The sequence below is a fragment of the Xenorhabdus stockiae genome, assembly GCF_002632825.1.
Taxonomy (GTDB): domain Bacteria; phylum Pseudomonadota; class Gammaproteobacteria; order Enterobacterales; family Enterobacteriaceae; genus Xenorhabdus; species Xenorhabdus stockiae.
In genome coordinates this window covers 36,247-53,873 of record NZ_NJAJ01000026.1, presented here as the reverse complement: position 1 = coordinate 53,873, position 17,627 = coordinate 36,247, and the positions used below count along the sequence as shown (strand labels likewise).

Annotated in this window: 15 protein-coding genes and 5 tRNA genes; 3 read left to right on the top strand and 17 right to left on the bottom strand. The window is 43.1% G+C overall.

The features are described from left to right. Positions 1 to 178 precede the first annotated feature (178 nt). Positions 179 to 1,522, top strand: coding sequence for an anaerobic C4-dicarboxylate transporter (locus Xsto_RS13860; protein WP_099110742.1), 1,344 nt, complete (start codon positions 179 to 181; stop codon positions 1,520 to 1,522). A gap of 129 nt (positions 1,523 to 1,651) precedes the next feature. Here Xsto_RS13860 and rplS read toward each other — a convergent pair whose 3' ends face one another. From rplS to ffh, 5 genes are all read right to left on the bottom strand, one after another. Then, the gene (rplS, locus tag Xsto_RS13855) at positions 1,652 to 2,005 is read right to left on the bottom strand and encodes a 50S ribosomal protein L19 (protein WP_099110743.1); all 354 of its coding nucleotides are present in this window, start codon (positions 2,003 to 2,005) and stop codon (positions 1,652 to 1,654) included. Between the two features lie 64 nt (positions 2,006 to 2,069). After that, positions 2,070 to 2,822: a tRNA (guanosine(37)-N1)-methyltransferase TrmD gene (trmD, locus tag Xsto_RS13850; protein WP_099110744.1), complete on the bottom strand. Its 753-nt coding sequence runs from the start codon at positions 2,820 to 2,822 to the stop codon at positions 2,070 to 2,072. A 34-nt stretch (positions 2,823 to 2,856) separates the two neighbouring features. Continuing rightward, on the bottom strand, positions 2,857 to 3,405 hold the full coding sequence (gene rimM, locus Xsto_RS13845) for a ribosome maturation factor RimM (protein WP_099110745.1): 549 nt from the start codon (positions 3,403 to 3,405) through the stop codon (positions 2,857 to 2,859). 18 nt (positions 3,406 to 3,423) lie between these two features. Continuing rightward, positions 3,424 to 3,672, bottom strand: a complete 249-nt coding sequence (gene rpsP / locus Xsto_RS13840) for a 30S ribosomal protein S16 (RefSeq protein WP_010845359.1) — start codon at positions 3,670 to 3,672, stop codon at positions 3,424 to 3,426. A gap of 136 nt (positions 3,673 to 3,808) precedes the next feature. Further along, positions 3,809 to 5,170 carry a signal recognition particle protein gene (ffh, locus tag Xsto_RS13835; RefSeq protein WP_099110746.1) on the bottom strand — a complete coding sequence of 454 codons (1,362 nt, stop codon included), beginning with the start codon at positions 5,168 to 5,170 and terminating at the stop codon, positions 3,809 to 3,811. A gap of 188 nt (positions 5,171 to 5,358) precedes the next feature. Between ffh and Xsto_RS13830 the strand changes: the two genes are divergently transcribed. Next, positions 5,359 to 6,150, top strand: a complete 792-nt coding sequence (locus Xsto_RS13830) for a cytochrome C assembly family protein (RefSeq protein ID WP_099125410.1) — start codon at positions 5,359 to 5,361, stop codon at positions 6,148 to 6,150. 42 nt (positions 6,151 to 6,192) lie between these two features. Beyond that, the gene (locus Xsto_RS13825) at positions 6,193 to 7,488 is read left to right on the top strand and encodes an HlyC/CorC family transporter (RefSeq protein WP_141554513.1); all 1,296 of its coding nucleotides are present in this window, start codon (positions 6,193 to 6,195) and stop codon (positions 7,486 to 7,488) included. An 87-nt stretch (positions 7,489 to 7,575) separates the two neighbouring features. On the opposite strand, the gene luxS is transcribed toward Xsto_RS13825, so the two are convergent. The 12 genes from luxS to lplT all read right to left on the bottom strand — a co-directional run bounded on the left by luxS (position 7,576) and on the right by lplT (position 17,625). Beyond that, entirely contained in the window at positions 7,576 to 8,091 is a 516-nt protein-coding gene (luxS, locus tag Xsto_RS13820) for an S-ribosylhomocysteine lyase (RefSeq protein WP_099110748.1), read from the bottom strand. A gap of 172 nt (positions 8,092 to 8,263) precedes the next feature. Then, entirely contained in the window at positions 8,264 to 9,823 is a 1,560-nt protein-coding gene (gene gshA / locus Xsto_RS13815; protein WP_099125409.1) for a glutamate--cysteine ligase, read from the bottom strand. 196 nt (positions 9,824 to 10,019) lie between these two features. Continuing rightward, a tRNA-Arg gene (locus Xsto_RS13810) sits at positions 10,020 to 10,096 on the bottom strand. A gap of 86 nt (positions 10,097 to 10,182) precedes the next feature. After that, positions 10,183 to 10,259, bottom strand: a tRNA-Arg gene (locus tag Xsto_RS13805). A gap of 87 nt (positions 10,260 to 10,346) precedes the next feature. Further along, positions 10,347 to 10,423, bottom strand: a tRNA-Arg gene (locus tag Xsto_RS13800). Positions 10,424 to 10,510: 87 nt separating this feature from the next. Further along, positions 10,511 to 10,587 (bottom strand) — tRNA-Arg (locus Xsto_RS13795). A gap of 87 nt (positions 10,588 to 10,674) precedes the next feature. Then, positions 10,675 to 10,767 (bottom strand) — tRNA-Ser (locus Xsto_RS13790). 445 nt (positions 10,768 to 11,212) lie between these two features. Next, entirely contained in the window at positions 11,213 to 11,398 is a 186-nt protein-coding gene (gene csrA, locus Xsto_RS13785; protein ID WP_010845367.1) for a carbon storage regulator CsrA, read from the bottom strand. A 248-nt stretch (positions 11,399 to 11,646) separates the two neighbouring features. Then, positions 11,647 to 14,274, bottom strand: coding sequence for an alanine--tRNA ligase (alaS, locus tag Xsto_RS13780; protein WP_099125408.1), 2,628 nt, complete (start codon positions 14,272 to 14,274; stop codon positions 11,647 to 11,649). Positions 14,275 to 14,588: 314 nt separating this feature from the next. After that, positions 14,589 to 15,665 carry a recombinase RecA gene (recA, locus tag Xsto_RS13775; RefSeq protein ID WP_099125407.1) on the bottom strand — a complete coding sequence of 359 codons (1,077 nt, stop codon included), beginning with the start codon at positions 15,663 to 15,665 and terminating at the stop codon, positions 14,589 to 14,591. 234 nt (positions 15,666 to 15,899) lie between these two features. Then, positions 15,900 to 16,403 carry a nicotinamide-nucleotide amidase gene (gene pncC, locus Xsto_RS13770; protein ID WP_099125406.1) on the bottom strand — a complete coding sequence of 168 codons (504 nt, stop codon included), beginning with the start codon at positions 16,401 to 16,403 and terminating at the stop codon, positions 15,900 to 15,902. Between the two features lie 25 nt (positions 16,404 to 16,428). Further along, on the bottom strand, positions 16,429 to 17,625 hold the full coding sequence (lplT, locus tag Xsto_RS13765) for a lysophospholipid transporter LplT (protein WP_099125405.1): 1,197 nt from the start codon (positions 17,623 to 17,625) through the stop codon (positions 16,429 to 16,431). Positions 17,626 to 17,627 lie beyond the last annotated feature (2 nt).

Here is a 17,627-nt window from a genome sequence, read left to right as displayed (position 1 = left end):
AGTTGATAAAAATAAGATCTTAATCCCGTTTTTATATTTTTATTTTAATAATATTAACATGTGTTTTTAATGTTAAGTGGAAACTATATAAAAACATTTATGAAGAATGGTTGAATAACACTGTCTAAAAGAAGTGGGTTATCAACGTTCATTTTTTACTCATTCATTAAGGATAGATATGATAACGCTGCAATTTGCCATAATAATTATATGCTTATTGATAGGTACGCGTTATGCGGGCATGGGATTGGGGCTGATCAGTGGCATCGGGCTTTTTATACTGACATTTCTTTTTGGATTAGAGCCAGGCAAGCCACCAGTTGATGTAATGCTAACTATTCTTGCTGTGATCGGCTGCGCATCTGTTTTACAAACTGCGGGTGGCCTGAATGTGATGATGCAATGTGCTGAACGTCTTCTACGCCGCCATCCACAACATATTACTATTTTAGCGCCACTCACTACATGGATGTTAACTTTCCTCTGTGGTACAGGTCATGTGGTTTATACCATGTTCCCTATCATCGGTGATATTGCCTTAAAAAAAGGCATTCGCCCTGAACGTCCGATGGCAGTCGCATCTGTTGCCTCACAAATGGCAATTACTGCCTCTCCCGTTTCTGTTGCCGTCGTTTCTTTAGTATCAATTATTGCGGCCAGTCATGGTATCGGACATGCCTACGGGATCTTAGAAATCCTGACCATTTCAATTCCTGCATCACTGACCGGGGTAGTACTTGCTGCATTATGGAGTTTACGCCGAGGTAAAGATTTAGATAAGGACGAAGAATTTCAGGAAAAAATTAAAGATCCTAAACAACGAGAATTTATCTACGGTAATTCAGAAACGCTGTTAGATCAGGTCTTTCCTAAGCAGGCATACAGAGCCACTTGGATCTTTTTCGCTGCCATTGCAATCGTGGTGTTGTTCGGTTCATGCACTGAACTACGACCTGTTTTTGAAGTAAAAGGTGAATTAAAACCACTCTCTATGAATCTGGTTATCCAGATGATGATGCTGATCGCGGGTTCAATCATTTTGATGACCTGTAAAGTCAAAACCAGCGAAATAGCTAATAGTGCCGTATTCAAAGCCGGAATGGTTGCTATCTTTTCTGTTTTTGGCGTTGCATGGATGAGTGATACCTTCTTTCATTCACATTTAGGCGATTTGAAACTGGTATTGGAAGATATTGTTCAGGCAAAACCCTGGACTTATGCATTAGTGCTGTTTCTGGTGTCAAAATTGGTTAACAGCCAGGCCGCAGCTTTGACCGCAATTGCTCCAATGGGATTACAACTTGGTGTTGATCCTAAACTTTTGATTGCCTTCTTCCCAGCAGCTTATGGTTATTTTGTTTTACCTACCTATCCAAGTGATCTGGCCTGCATCGGTTTTGACCGCTCAGGTACAACAAAAATCGGGAAATTTATCATCAACCATAGCTTCCTTGTGCCGGGTCTGATTGGCGTTAGCAGTGCCTGTACGGTAGGGTATGTCTTAGTCAGCACTTTTATGTAATCCACGGTGTGGACTGACAGAATAGCTCGCTGATTGCGGGCTATTTATTTTTCTGAAAGAGAAAAAATAGAGAAACTAAAAAGGCCAGCAAATTGCTGGCCTATAACTTTCGGATGTAGCAAAAGCGTATTATTTAGCGCCCAGACGCTCTTTAATACGAGCTGCCTTACCAGAACGCTCACGCAGGTAGTACAGTTTAGCTCTGCGAACAGCACCACGACGTTTAACATGGATGCTGTCTACGACTGGGGAGTGAGTCTGGAATACACGCTCAACACCTTCGCCGTTAGAAATCTTACGAACAGTGAATGCAGAGTGCAGACCGCGGTTACGAATCGCGATAACCACGCCCTCGAATGTCTGCAGACGCTTTTTAGAACCTTCAACGACCCATACCTTAACTTCCACGGTGTCACCCGGACGGAATGAAGGTACGTCTTGCTTCATCTGCTCTTGTTCAAGTTGTTTAATAATGTTGCTCATAATAACTCTCTTACCCTAGGTAAACTGATATATCAGAGACATTCCTTTATTGGATATGTCTAGATTAATTCGTTGCCTGATCCTGATATTCCTGTTGGAATTCAGCCAGCAACATCCTTTGCTCGTCAGTCAGAGCTAGGCTTTCTAGAAGTTCGGGCCTTCTTAGCCAAGTACGACCCAGTGATTGTTTCAAGCGCCAGCGATCAATTTGGGCATGATTTCCTGACAGTAAAACTGCCGGGACTTCCATCCCATCCAACACTTCAGGGCGGGTATAATGCGGGCAATCCAACAGCCCGTCAGCAAACGAGTCCTCTTCTGCCGATGCCTGACGCCCCAACACCCCTGGAATAAACCGGGATATGGAATCAATCATTGTCATCGCAGGAAGTTCTCCCCCGCTGAGAACGTAATCACCGATAGACCATTCTTCGTCAATTTCGGTTTGGATAACGCGCTCATCAATACCTTCATAACGACCGCAAACCAGAATTAATTTCTCATTTGCTGCCAGCTCGCAAACTCCCTGTTGGTCGAGTTTACGCCCCTGAGGTGAAAGATATATCACCTTTGCACCAACACCAGCCGCTGCTTTAGCTGCCTGTATGGCTTCCCGTAATGGTTGTACCATCATCAGCATGCCAGGACCACCACCATAAGGGCGGTCATCCACAGTACGATGCCTGTCGTAGGTAAAATCCCGCGGACTCCAGCAATCGATACTGAGCAGGCCATTTTTCACTGCCCGACCAGTTACCCCGTAATCGGTTATTGCGCGGAACATTTCAGGAAACAGGCTAATTACCCCAATCCACATATAGCGTCCCACTTCTCAACCGGTTTACCGGAGATTAAAAACTAGGATCCCAATCTACTTCAATAGTTTTGGTAGCGAGATCAACTTTCTTGATAACCTGCCCATCAAGAAACGGAATCAACCGCTCCTTGATACCGAATGCATCTTTCAGGTTTGCCTTTATTACCATCACATCATTAGACCCGGTTTCCATCATATCCTGAACAATACCAAGGTTATAACCCGCCGTATTGATTACCTGGCAACCCGTGAGGTCTTTCCAGTAATAATCACCGTCTTCCAGTGCTGGTAATTGGGATGAATCCACCACTACTTCACTGTTAGTGAATAAATTAGCGGCATCCCGATCATCAATACCTTTGATTTTGATGATCAAATCCTGATTGTGATATTTCCATGTTTCCAGCTCAACGTGTTGCCACTGGCCGGAACGCTGAATAAACCACGGCTGATATTCAAAGATGTCTTCGGCTTGTTCGGTGGAGGAAAAAACTCTGAGCCAACCACGTATGCCGTACGCTGACCCTAATTTCCCCAACACGATTGGATCAACAGGGTGCTCCAGGCCAGATTGTTTGCTCATTGTTACCACCGCGACAGATTAAGCTGCTTTTTTAGCGTCTTTGATCAGTGCCGCAACACGATCAGACACAGATGCACCCAGACCAACCCAATGTTCGATACGGTCCAGATCTAAACGCAGAGCTTCAGCATTCCCTGATGCGATAGGGTTGAAGAAACCAACGCGCTCAATGAAGCGACCATCACGCGCATTGCGGCTGTCGGTCACTACTACTTGATAAAACGGACGCTTTTTAGCGCCACCACGAGCTAAACGAATTGTTACCATAACATCCTCATTAGTTATCAAAACAACCAGACTCCATCGAGGAACGGAGTCCGGCTGTCCATGAAAAAGCCCGAAAATTTTACTCACTTTGGCGCAAAAAGCAATCCAAAGAGCATTTTCTTTCGAAATTTGTTGATTATCGCCCCATGAAACCAGGTGGCAGCATGCCTTTCATGCTCCGCATCATTTTTGCCATTCCACCCTTCTTCATTTTTTTCATCATGCGCTGCATTTCATCAAACTGTTTCAGTAAACGGTTAACATCCTGCACCTGAGTACCGGAACCCATTGCAATACGGCGTTTGCGCGATCCTTTGATAATTTCCGGCTTTTCACGTTCCTTGCGGGTCATTGAATTGATGATGGCTTCCATCTTAACCAGAACTTTGTCATCCATTTGAGATTTGACAGCATCAGGAACCTGAGACATGCCCGGCATCTTGCTCAGCATACTCGCCATACCGCCCATATTGCGCATTTGCTTAAGCTGATCAAGAAAATCAGTTAAATCAAAACCATCACCTTTTTTCAGTTTTGATGCCAGTTTTTCCGCCTGACTTCGATCAACTTTGCTTTCGATCTCTTCAATTAAGGAGAGCATATCGCCCATCCCTAGAATCCGCGATGCAATGCGGTCAGGATGGAAAGGCTCCAGAGCATCAGTCTTTTCACCAACACCAAGGAATTTAATTGGCTTACCCGTAATATGCCGGATAGAAAGTGCAGCACCGCCACGAGCATCACCATCGACTTTAGTCAGTACAACCCCTGTCAGTGGTAACGCTTCATTAAATGCTTTAGCCGTGTTTGCAGCATCCTGCCCCGTCATTGCATCGACAACGAACAGGGTTTCAATAGGTTTGATTGCTGCATGAACGTCTTTAATTTCATCCATCATGGCTTCATCGACATGCAGACGCCCTGCTGTATCGACCAAAAGCACATCATAGAATTTCAGTTTGGCATGCTGGGTGGCTTTATTAACAATATCAACCGGTTTTTCTTGTGGGTCTGACGGGAAAAAATCAATTCCGACGGTTTCTGACAACGTTTCAAGCTGCTTGATCGCTGCCGGGCGATATACGTCAGCAGAAACAACCAGTACTTTTTTCTTACTTTTTTCTTTCAGCAACTTACCCAGTTTTGCAACGCTGGTTGTCTTACCGGCCCCCTGCAAACCCGCCATCAGAATGACTGCCGGGGGCTGAACAGCAAGATTCAATTCGCTGTTCACCTCACCCATCGCCTTTATCAGTTCATTTTGAACAATTTTGACGAATTCCTGCCCGGGGGTTAGACTTTTGTTAACTTCATGTCCTACCGCGCTTTCTTTGACTCTTGAAATGAAATCACGCACTACAGGTAACGCAACATCCGCTTCAAGTAAAGCCATGCGAACTTCGCGCAGCGTATCTTTAATATTGTCTTCAGTCAGCCGTCCACGACCGCTGATATTGCGCAATGTGCGCGATAGTCTGTCAGTTAAATTATCAAACATTGTCTCAGCTCAGATATCTACAAGTGGGTCTACCTGTAAGGCAAATTTAGTGAATTATAACACGATGATTATGTAATCTCTGCAAAGAGATTCCCAAGTATGATTAACAACGGTTGGAGGCTATCCTCGCTGACGGTATACTTAAATTTTAAGTTAACTCTAATACTATTGCGAAAACGAAAAACTTTATGCCAGTATTTTCAATCATTGCCTCACTTGCTTATCTCATTAGCCTGACACTCATTGTTCCGGGCTTATTGCGGCAACAAAACAGTTATCAAAAACTGGCTCTGCTTTTCGCAATTGTCGCTCTCTTCAATCATGGGATATCCCTAAAATATCAGGTGTTCCATGTCAGTAGTGGCCAAAATCTGACCTTGCTGAATTTAGGTTCTATAGTCAGCTTACTGGTCTGTATCATCATGACGATTGTTGCCTTTCGTGGTCGTGCCTGGTTTTTACTACCGATTGTTTACAGCTTTGCCGTGATAAATTTGATACTGGCAAGCATGGTACCCGGTGAATTCATTACTCATCTTGAAGGAAGCATTGGCCTATTTATACACATTGGGCTGGCATTACTGGGATATGCCACGTTACTGATTGCAGCACTTTATGCGCTACAGATTAGCTGGCTGGATAATCGTCTGAAAAAGAAAAAGCTCACTTTCTCACCGGGAATGCCCCCGTTAATGACGATTGAGCGCAAAATGTTTCACATTATCCAGGTTGGTGTAGTTTTACTAACATTGACGTTATGTACGGGCATCATGTATATGGATAATGTTTTCAATAAAGAAAATATCCATAAATCGGTTTTGTCCCTCCTCGCATGGTTTATCTATATCATTTTGCTTTGGGGACATTATCGTGAGGGATGGCGCGGTAAACGTGTTATTTGGTTTAATTTGATTGGTGCATTTATCCTGACACTTGCTTTTTTTGGTAGCAGGTTGTTGCAGGAATTCGTGACTTATTAAACCCGCAGCCAGCTTATATAAACATTAGGAAGGAACTCTGCTTTGGAGCATGTCTCAACAGGCACATTAATTATTGTTCTTGTCATCATGGTTATCATTTCTGCCTACTTTTCTGCCTCAGAAACCGGCATGATGACAATAAACCGTTATCGCTTACGTCATTTAGCTAAACAAGGTAGCAATCCTGCACGGAGAGTGGAATCACTGCTGCGCCATCCTGACAGGCTAATCAGCCTGATCCTGATCGGTAATAACCTTGTCAATATTCTGGCATCTTCACTGGCTACCATTGTAGGTATGCGTCTTTATGGCGATGCCGGCGTTGCAATCGCAACCGGGATACTGACTTTTGTGATTCTGGTTTTCGCGGAAGTTATGCCTAAAACTATAGCAGCGCTATACCCGGAAAAAGTTGCCTTTCCAAGCAGTTTATTATTGCGCCCACTACAGAAAATCATGCTGCCGCTTGTATGGGCATTTAATAAGATTACTTTACTGTTTATGCGCTGTCTGGGGATCAAAGCTTCTGGCATTCGTAATGACTCAGTCAGTAAAGATGAACTGAGAACAATTGTTAATGAATCAAACACCAACCTCTCACGCCGTAATCAGGATATGCTGATCTCGATACTGGATCTTGAGAAAGTCACTGTTGGTGACATTATGGTTCCCCGTAATGAAATTGTCGGCATTGATATTAATGATGACTGGAAATCCGTTATACGCCAGTTGACACATTCACCACATGGCAGAATTGTGTTGTACCGGAATTCACTGGATGATGCTATTGGCATGCTGCGTGTGCGTGAAGCCTACCGTCTCATGATGGAGAAAAAAGAATTTACGAAAAAAAATCTGATCAGAGCTGCGGATAAAATTTATTTCATTCCTGTCAGTACACCATTAAATGCTCAGTTGGTTAACTTTCAGCGTAATAAGCAAAAAGCGAGTCTGGCTGTTGATGAGTATGGGGACATTCAGGGGCTAGTGACAGTAGAAGACATTCTGGAAGAAATCGTTGGTGATTTTACCACCTCTATGTCTCCTTCTCTGGCAGAAGAAGTCTTGCCTCAAAGTGATGGTACGGTTCTGGTGGACGGTACAGCCAATATCCGTGAATTAAATAAAGCATTTGACTGGACACTGCCGGCTGACGGGCCGCGAACAATGAACGGTATGATTCTGGAAGAGTTAGGCGAAATCCCGGAATTGAATGTTCAGGTGCAGATCAACGATTACAATTTTGAAATTCTTTCTGTCAATGACAATGTTATCAAAAAAGTACGTGTAACACCGATGAAGAAAGGAGCTGCTAAAAATACTAAAGCCAGCAGCTGATTGATAACACAACAAATCTGGCCGTAGAACAGTATTTTTACGGCCAGAATAACAAGTCTTACTATATTCAGCTTAATTCAACTCACACTACACTTGCAGTTCAACCAGTTTCTCTTCCGGTAAAGCCAGTTCATCATTTTTATTAACACGAACATCTGCATCCAGAATGTGGCGGGCAATATCCTGTGCTTCCTGCAAAGAATGCATTTCATAAGTACCACACTGATAAACATTCAATTCAGGAATTTGTTTCTGATCCTGGACTTTCAGTACATCAGCCATCGCACCTTTCCATGCTTCAGCAACTTTGGATTCATCTGGAGCGCCAATTAAGCTCATGTAAAAACCAGTACGGCATCCCATTGGAGAAATATCGATAATTTCAACTCCAGCGCCATTCAGGTGGTTGCGCATAAAACCGGCAAACAAGTGTTCAAGTGTGTGAATGCCTTTTTCTGGCATGACTTCTTTGTTAGGAATACAAAAACGTAGGTCAAATACTGTGATAGTATCACCGTGAGGTGTTTTCATCGTCTTGGCAACTCTAACGGCTGGTGCAGACATACGCGTATGGTCAACGGTAAAACTGTCCAATAAAGGCATGATCTTATTCTCCTCAGACATCAGATTTTTTTACGAAAAATTTTTTCAGATAAATGAAACCTTTTTAATTACAGCAGGTCTTAATTAATGAAGACGCGCAAAATTGTTATCATCCTTATTTTTCTAAGAGACTTTTTTAATTCGGCCACCACTCGGTGGCCATTTTTATTTTTTAAGACTCTGCATGTAATTTTAGATAATCATCAAAACTCATGTTGTCTTGCTGTTCCAAATTACGTTGTCGCTCTACGGAAGCTTCACGCTCCGCAGAAAAACGTTCATCATTGAGTATACTATACGGCTCGTTGACTAGTTCCAGATAATATTTATTAGCCAGTTCCAACCCAAAACCATCAATCCCCTGATTTTTCATCCGTTCTAATACACGGGCAGAAAATGTCAGCGATGGATCTTCAAACATACCAACCAATTCCTTACAAACTGACTGATATTGTGACCCGGAGCAACTGTCCAAGACCTCAGCAACACGTTCCAGATCTGCAAATAATTCCAGACCAACTACCTTGAGCGGTTGCAATTCAATCCCATGGCCAATACCAACATTAAGATCCGGTCTACGTCCTTCCAGGATCACTTTATTCCAGTTTTTACGGCAACAATCCAACTCTTCACTACTCATTTCAGGCGAATCAGCCACTGCACACCATATCAGAAATAAATCCAGAAAACGGATCTGGGTTTCATCAACGCCGATCGATGTGAATGGATTGATATCTAGTGAACGAACTTCAATATATTCCACCCCTCCACGAAGTAAAGCATCTGAAGGCGTTTCTCCTTCTTCAGCAACTCGTTTAGGACGTATAGGTGCATATAGCTCATTCTCTATCTGAAGAACGTTCGTATTCAGCTGTAGATACTTACCATCTTTTTTAAGGCCCAGTGCTGCAAACTCATCCGACGGCTTGTGAATTGCTTTTTTAAGACCTTCTACATATGTATGAAGGCTATTAAAAGTAATATTCAAATCACTCTGCGATTTGTTGGTATACCCTAAGTCACTCATTCTCAAAGAAGTCGCATAGGGTAAATAACAAGTTCCTTTTTCAGTCTGCTCAAAGGATAACGCAGTATCTCTCCCGCGTAAAAACGAGGAACAAATTGCCGGTGATGCACCAAACAAGTATGGGATTACCCAACCGAACCGATAGTAATTGCGGATCAGTTTAAAATATCCTGCTGAAATTTGTTCTTTACCACTTTCTGCATCTTTTACACCTAGCCATGCCTGCCAGAAGTTGATTGGTAGTGAAAAATTATAGTGCACGCCAGAGATGGTCTGCATCAATGCACCATAACGATTTTTCAACCCCTCCCTATACAGGGTCTTAAAACGCCCGATATTGGATTGGCCATACTGTGCCAGCGTAATGTCATCTTCCTTACCAATGAAGCATGGCATACTTAAAGGCCAGTTTTTTTCATTAACCAGATTCTTAGCAGTGTATCGGTGTAAGTCTTTAAGAAAATCTATAGTTCTTTTTATATCACTATCAACAGGGGTGATAAACTCCAACAAAGACTCAGCAAAATCAGTTGTAATCCATTTATGTGTTAAAGAAGCACCTAGCGATTCTGGATGCTTTGTCATAGCTAAATGACCGTCTGGAGTAACACGCAATGTTTCACGTTCAATACCGCGACAAATGCCATCTAACACGGCTGGATTTGCCTCTAACCATGACAATGCTTTTGATACATCCGGGATCAATTTGACCTCCCGTGGAGTTTTAATAAGATGATTATTGAGCACTTACTTTATATCAAACAAGCCAAATTGTCGCTGACTACATAGCGATGAAGATATGTTATTGAACAAAATACAAACACTAAATGATAAAATAAATATAATGTATAAAAACCAAAACGAAAAACCCCCGCCTATTAAGGCAGGGGTTTATCTAATATGGTGCATCCGGGAGGATTCGAACCTCCGACCGCTCGGTTCGTAGCCGAGTACTCTATCCAGCTGAGCTACGGATGCATCGTCAATTTCTTATGTTCTGTTCAGGTGCTGTCGCTACCCGATTTTCCAGAATTGAATACCCGACAAATCGGATATATTTAATATGGTGCATCCGGGAGGATTCGAACCTCCGACCGCTCGGTTCGTAGCCGAGTACTCTATCCAGCTGAGCTACGGATGCATCGTCAATTTCTTATGTTCTGTTCAGGTGCTGTTGCTTACCCGATTTTCCAGAATTAAATACCCGATAAATCAGATATATTTAATATGGTGCATCCGGGAGGATTCGAACCTCCGACCGCTCGGTTCGTAGCCGAGTACTCTATCCAGCTGAGCTACGGATGCATCGTCAATTTCTTATTTTCTGTTCAGGTGCTGTTGCTTACCCGATTTTCCAGAATTGAATACCCGACAAATCGGATATATTTAATATGGTGCATCCGGGAGGATTCGAACCTCCGACCGCTCGGTTCGTAGCCGAGTACTCTATCCAGCTGAGCTACGGATGCATTGTCGGTTTTCAGTGTTCTGTTCAGGCGCTGTTGATTGCCTAACTGTTCAGAATTGATATACCTAGTAAATCGCGGCTTTTAAAATGGCGGTGAGGGAGGGATTCGAACCCTCGATGCAGCTCTTAACCACATACTCCCTTAGCAGGGGAGCGCCTTCAGCCTCTCGGCCACCTCACCATACGCTTTAAAACTCTTGACTTGGGTTTTCGTTTTTAAGCTTTCACTTAATAACTCTTTTAAGCTTCACCTCTGAGACTCACTCAGAAGCTTTTCTTAAAGCCGTTCGTCGTTGCGATGGCGCACATATTACTTTCCCAGCCTGATAAGTCAAACAATTTCTCGCAACTTTTTTCCGTTTGAATACTTTGCGCACAAAACGCTTGGTTTAACGTCTAAAAGGCTGTTTTATCAACAGCAAAATCACCGAATCCATATGAAGATTCATCGAAAAAATTATTCATCGCTATGACATCATGAATGAGGCCTTTTCGACAGATAGAAAATGAAAAGACGTGAGAGAATAGAATTAAGGTAACAAATAGAGATAAATCGACGTGGTTTATAAAGAAGGGAAGTAGAGTAGCGCCCAAGTTTAAAAAAAAGCATGGACGCCATTCTTGAATTAAAAAGTTGTAGGCTGAGACTTCTCTGCCTGAATCCGTTGATAAATTTCTTCACGGTGAACAGAAACTTCCTTGGGCGCATTTACACCAATGCGAACTTGGTTGCCTTTAACTCCCAGTACTGTAACTGTTACCTCATCGCCTATCATGAGCGTTTCACCAACTCGACGAGTCAGAATAAGCATTCTTTGCTCCTTGAAAATTTAAAAGAGTCGGGTCTCTAGGTTTCCCCGCTATTATCCATCAAACACCGTGAAAACGTAAAGCTATGATATCTACTTAAAGTATAAGCAGTTTTGAACACATTTCCTATATCTATAGGATAGCTAAAATATAAGTATGTGCACAACATTTCAACAATTTCACAACGAAAAACATTTGGCACCATAAAAAGATTGCTTCTATGGTGCCACTACTATCACTGCAATACCAACTACAACCGCAATGTGACCCACTCTTCTACACTGTCCAATGCGGAAGGAAGAGCTGCTACATCTGTCCCGCCAGCCTGAGCCAGATCAGGACGACCTCCTCCTTTACCTCCAACTTGTTGGGCAACGAAAGAGATTAAATCGCCCGCTTTTATTCTAGCAGTCAAATCCTTCGTTATACCAACAATTAGGGTGACTTTATCACCAGTCACAGTAGAAAGCACAATAATTGCTGATCCTAGTTGATTTTTCAGATCATCAACCATTGTTCTGAGCATTTTTGGTTCCACATCACCCAACTGAGTTACCAGCAGGCGCACACCCTGAATATCTTTTGCCTTATTAGCCAAGGAAGAGCTTTCCTGAGCTGCCTGCTGAGATTTCAGCTGTTGCAATTCTTTTTCCAGCTGCTTCGTTCTATCCAGCGTGGCTTTAACTTTCTCGTTCAGGCTATTGATATCGCCCTTCACTAAATAAGCTATATCTTGCAATAAATCAGTCTGCTGATAAATAGAATTAAGTGCGGTTTGCCCTGTTACAGCTTCAATACGGCGGATACCCGCAGCTGTACCTGATTCACTGGTTATACGGAATAATCCTATATCACCGGTATGGCTCGCATGAGTACCACCACATAGCTCAGTGGAAAACTCTCCCATGCTCAATACACGCACTTTCTCATCGTACTTTTCGCCAAATAGTGCCATAGCACCCTTGGTCTTCGCCTCTTCCAAATCCATTACATCTGTAATAATTGATGAGTTTTTACGGACTTCTTCATTCACCAAATTTTCTACCAGACGAATTTGCTCTGGCTTCATTGCTTCAAAATGGGAGAAGTCAAAGCGCAAATATTTGTCATTGACCAGAGAGCCTTTCTGAGAGACATGTTCTCCAAGAATTTGGCGCAGTGCTGAATGTAGCAGGTGAGTTGCCGAGTGATTCAGACGAATGTTATTTCTGCGTGCCACATCAACTTCAGCGTTAACTGCTGTATTTACAGTCAGGCTACCACTTATCAACTTACCAATATGGCCAATTGCCTGACCGTATTTTTGTGTATCAGTAACTTCAAATACACCTTCAGTACCGGACAATTTGCCTGTATCACCGACTTGTCCACCGGATTCAGCGTAAAAAGCAGTTTTATCAAGAATAATGATCGCTTCATCACCTGCATTCAGATGATCTACTTCCTCTCCATTGCGGAAAATAGCAGTTACAGAGGCTTGCTGAGAATCATGGTCATAACCAGAAAATTCGCTTTGCCCATCAACTTTAATGACGTCATTATAATCAGTACCAAAACCACTGGATTCGCGAGCACGACGGCGTTGATTCTCCATCGCAGACTCAAAACCTTTTTCATCAACTTTGATATCACGTTCACGACAAACGTCAGCAGTCAGATCAAGAGGGAATCCATAGGTATCATAAAGACGGAAAGCTGTTTCGCCATCTAAAGTATTACCGGACAGTTTGCCCAGCTCTTCATCCAATAATTGCAAACCCCGTTCCAAAGTACGAGCAAACTGCTCTTCCTCTGTTTTCAGTACTTGCTCAACCAATGCTTGCTGACGCTGAAGTTCCTCGCCTGCGGCTCCCATAATTTTGATCAACGGAGCAACCAACTTATAGAAGAATGTTTCTTTAGCGCCCAGCATATTCCCATGACGGATAGCGCGACGAATGATACGACGAAGCACATAACCCCGGTTCTCATTCGATGGAATAACACCATCACAAATCAAAAATGAGCATGAGCGAATATGGTCGGCAATAACACGCAGAGATTTGTTAGTGAGGTCAGTAGCACCAGTAACTTCTGCTACTGAAGCAATTAGATCACGGAATGCATCAATTTCATAGTTGGAGTTTACATGTTGCAGTACCGCAGCGAGACGTTCCAATCCCATTCCTGTATCAACGGAAGGTTTTGGTAGTGGCTCCATTGTGCCATCAGCATGGCGGTTAAACTGCATGAAAACGATATTCCAGATTTCAATATACCTGTCACCGTCTTCTTCCGGGCTACCCGGAGGACCACCCCAAATATGTTCACCGTGGTCATAGAAAATCTCGGTACAAGGGCCACAAGGGCCTGTGTCTCCCATTTGCCAGAAATTATCTGACGCGTAAGGAGCACCTTTATTATCACCAATGCGAATAATTCTTTCTGTAGGAACGCCGACCTCTTTGCTCCAGATCTCGTAGGCTTCATCATCTGTCTCATAGACAGTTACCCACAGTTTTTCTTTTGGCAGGTTGAACCACTCACTCCCAGTCAGCAATTCCCATGCATAATTAATTGCATCCTGTTTAAAGTAATCGCCAAAACTGAAATTACCCAACATTTCAAAGAAAGTATGATGGCGGGCTGTGTAACCAACATTTTCTAAATCGTTATGCTTACCACCAGCACGAACACAGCGCTGAGCCGTTGTTGCTCGGGTATAAGGCCTTTTATCCAATCCAAGGAAAACATCTTTGAACTGGTTCATTCCTGCGTTGGTGAACAACAATGTTGGATCATTAGTCGGCACCAATGAACTGCTTGGTACTATCTGGTGCCCTTTAGTTTGAAAAAAGTCAAGAAACGCTTGACGGATCTCAGCGGTGCTTTTGCTCATAATTGTCCCGAAATCAAGCTGAAAAACAGAATCATGGATGGTTGAAGTGACAAGTTTTATCACTATTTCAACTCACGAACAGGGTTAAGATAGAGTCTCTTCCATAAGAAGTAAAATTCCATATAAATCTATTCGCTTTTCAGCATTGTAATTCGTCTGAGCATTTTCTGAAAGTCCGTTTGTCAGACCAGTTCCGACGCACCTATTACACAGGTATTTATTCTCTCCATAAAAGAAAAAACCACACCCTTAAAGGATGTGGTTTTTTCAGAACTCTTTGTGACCACAAGGCTGTAGCACAGAAGAAATAACAATCAAAACTCTTCGTTATTTACTTCTTCTACATTGTCTTCATAATCAGTGACATAATCTTCAGCCGCGCTACTGAACCCACCAGCATTATTCAGCAATAACTCGCGCAGTTTTTTATCCAGCTCAGATGCGATTTCCGGATGCTCTTTCAGATAATTTGTCGCATTGGCTTTACCCTGACCGATTTTATCGCCGTTATAGCTGTACCATGCACCTGCTTTTTCCACCATTTTGTGTTTAACACCCAGGTCGATAAGCTCACCATAAGTGTTGATACCTTCTCCATACAAAATCTGGAATTCAGCTTGTTTAAAGGGTGCTGCAACTTTGTTTTTGACTACCTTCACACGGGTTTCGCTGCCAACAACTTCATCACTATTTTTAACTGAACCGGTACGGCGGATGTCCAAACGAACAGATGCGTAGAATTTCAGTGCATTACCACCCGTCGTCGTTTCTGGGTTACCAAACATAACCCCAATTTTCATACGGATTTGGTTGATGAAGATAAGCAGAGTATTCGAGTTTTTCAGGTTTCCTGCCAGCTTACGCATTGCCTGGCTCATCATACGAGCCGCCAGACCCATATGTGAATCACCGATTTCACCTTCGATTTCTGCTTTTGGTGTCAATGCAGCAACGGAGTCAACAACAATAACATCAACTGCACCAGAGCGTGACAAGGCATCACAGATTTCCAGCGCTTGTTCACCTGTATCAGGCTGAGAACACAGTAAGTTATCAATATCTACACCCAGCTTTTTAGCATAAACCGGATCGAGGGCATGTTCAGCATCGATAAAAGCACATGTTCTGCCTTCGCGCTGAGCAGCGGCAATAACCTGAAGAGTCAGCGTTGTCTTACCGGAAGACTCAGGCCCGTATATTTCAACAATACGCCCCATTGGCAAACCACCTGCCCCCAAAGCAATATCGAGAGACAGTGAGCCAGTAGAAATAGTTTCAACATCCATTGAGCGGTTTTCGCCCAAACGCATGATTGAACCTTTACCAAATTGTTTTTCAATCTGACCCAGTGCCGCTGCTAGTGCCTTTTGTTTGTTTTCATCGTTAGCCATGTTTACTCCCTCGTAAGCAATGAAGTGAAGGGGGCTGCCCCACTGCTGATAAACCGTTTCTGATGCTATGTCTAATAAGACTCGTTGTTTAATAAACATTTATTTAAAAAACAATGTTTATAAGTCCACGTTTCGTAAATCAATTTATAAAGCCGATGTGCTTTATAAGATCAATATGGTTTATACGACCAAAATACTGGAATCAATTATACTGTATAATCATACAGCATCAAGTTAATTTTTTATGATTTCTTCCAGCAATGTTTTTAAAGAAAAAATCACAGACTGGAGACGAACAGAATTACGGTCACCAGTGAAAAGTCGGCGATATGATTTTGTATATCTCTTTGTGCCATCACGGACGGCAAATCCAAAACAAACGGTGCCAACCGGTTTCTCTTTGCTGCCACCATCCGGCCCGGCGATACCACTGACTGAAACCGCAAAATCAGCCTTAGCAGCGTCTAATGCTCCCAAAGCCATTTCTTTCACAACCTGCTCACTGACGGCTCCTGACTCGACTAATGATATCGGTGAAACACCCAGCATTTCACATTTTGAATCATTACCGTAAGTCACAAAGCCACGATCAAAATAGGCAGAGCTTCCCGCAACATCTGTGATCACCTTGGCAATCCATCCTCCTGTGCAGGATTCTGCACAGGTAATAGACAGATTTTTCTGGCGTAACCTTTTTCCTAGTTCAATACTAAGCTGATTCAGGATTTTTTCATCCATAGTACGCCTTTAACTCTGTAAGAAATTAATTTTTCCGAAGCAGATCCCAAATCCATAATCCACCGATTGCTAAAGAGAATAGTATTCCAAAGCCAATACCTATAGTAATAACGGATATTTGTAACATGGTGGAAATTAAGTATAACCCCAGCATGATCAACATTGCGCTGTTTTCACCAAAATTCTGTACTGCAACAGCTTTACCAGCGCCCATTTCATGCTTCCCATGTTCCTGTAACAACGCATTTAATGGCACCACAAAAAGACCACCACACAAACCAATCGTAATCAGGAATAGGTATGAATGCCATATTGAGTGTTGCAAGACAAACATGATAACAATAATACCAATAAGTATTCCGGCTGGCATACAGCGGCGCACCGTACTCAGTGTAATAAACCTTGCAGCTAATCCCGCTCCCGCAATAATGCCGATAGCAACCACAGCGTTCATCAAGGTTGGCGTTGTATTCCCCTCAACTCCCAGAACAACGGGAACCCACGCAACCAACAAAAAGCGCAGAGTGACCCCCGCCCCCCAAAACAGGCTGGTTCCAACCAAAGAAAAACGGGTTTCCGAGTTATTCCAAAGGGCAGAGATTACCGAGATAAAATCCTGCAACATTGCTTTAAGATCCCAGCCTTTTCCCTGCCGGGCAGCCACTAAACGGGGTATATACAAATTGGCGACTACTGCCGCGCTATACATCAGGGCACATATTCCTAATGCAATAAACAGGTTTATATCAGAAAGAAAACCACCCACTACAGAACCAATCAGAATGGCAGCAATAGTCGAAGCTTCCATCAATCCATTGGCTTTGACCAGATGGCTGCCGTCTGTCAATTCCCCTAAAATGCCATATTTGGCCGGAGAATAGGCCGCCGCCCCGATCCCCACAAGGGTATATCCCAAGAAAGGATTAATATCAATACAGATGCTGATGGCTCCCAGCAATTTGATGCCATTGGAAAAGAGCATAACCCTGCCTTTCGGGAACCGATCAGCAATTTGCCCCACAAAAGGGGCAAATACGATATAGGTCAGCACAAAAACCATTTGCAGAGCCGGCAGGCTCCAGCCCGGATAAGATTCAGCTTTCAATTGAGCCAATATCGCAAAGAATAGGGCATTGTCGGCAAAAGCGGAGAGAAACTGGGATAGTAAAACAGCCTTCATTCCCCGGTTTAACAATGGTTGTGTTTCCACAGTACCATTCATTT

Bases quoted from the DNA above. Each gene is read 5' to 3' on its own strand.
- rplS (WP_099110743.1), bottom strand. From the start codon at position 2,005: ATGAGCAACATTATTAAACAACTTGAACAAGAGCAGATGAAGCAAGAC.
- Xsto_RS13860 (WP_099110742.1), top strand. From the start codon at position 179: ATGATAACGCTGCAATTTGCCATAATAATTATATGCTTATTGATAGGT.
- alaS (WP_099125408.1), bottom strand. From the start codon at position 14,274: ATGAGCAAAAGCACCGCTGAGATCCGTCAAGCGTTTCTTGACTTTTTT.
- rimM (WP_099110745.1), bottom strand. From the start codon at position 3,405: ATGAGCAAACAATCTGGCCTGGAGCACCCTGTTGATCCAATCGTGTTG.
- lplT (WP_099125405.1), bottom strand. From the start codon at position 17,625: ATGAATGGTACTGTGGAAACACAACCATTGTTAAACCGGGGAATGAAG.
- rpsP (WP_010845359.1), bottom strand. From the start codon at position 3,672: ATGGTAACAATTCGTTTAGCTCGTGGTGGCGCTAAAAAGCGTCCGTTT.
- recA (WP_099125407.1), bottom strand. From the start codon at position 15,665: ATGGCTAACGATGAAAACAAACAAAAGGCACTAGCAGCGGCACTGGGT.
- trmD (WP_099110744.1), bottom strand. From the start codon at position 2,822: ATGTGGATTGGGGTAATTAGCCTGTTTCCTGAAATGTTCCGCGCAATA.
- luxS (WP_099110748.1), bottom strand. From the start codon at position 8,091: ATGCCTTTATTGGACAGTTTTACCGTTGACCATACGCGTATGTCTGCA.
- pncC (WP_099125406.1), bottom strand. From the start codon at position 16,403: ATGGATGAAAAAATCCTGAATCAGCTTAGTATTGAACTAGGAAAAAGG.
- Xsto_RS13830 (WP_099125410.1), top strand. From the start codon at position 5,359: ATGCCAGTATTTTCAATCATTGCCTCACTTGCTTATCTCATTAGCCTG.
- ffh (WP_099110746.1), bottom strand. From the start codon at position 5,170: ATGTTTGATAATTTAACTGACAGACTATCGCGCACATTGCGCAATATC.
- csrA (WP_010845367.1), bottom strand. From the start codon at position 11,398: ATGCTTATTCTGACTCGTCGAGTTGGTGAAACGCTCATGATAGGCGAT.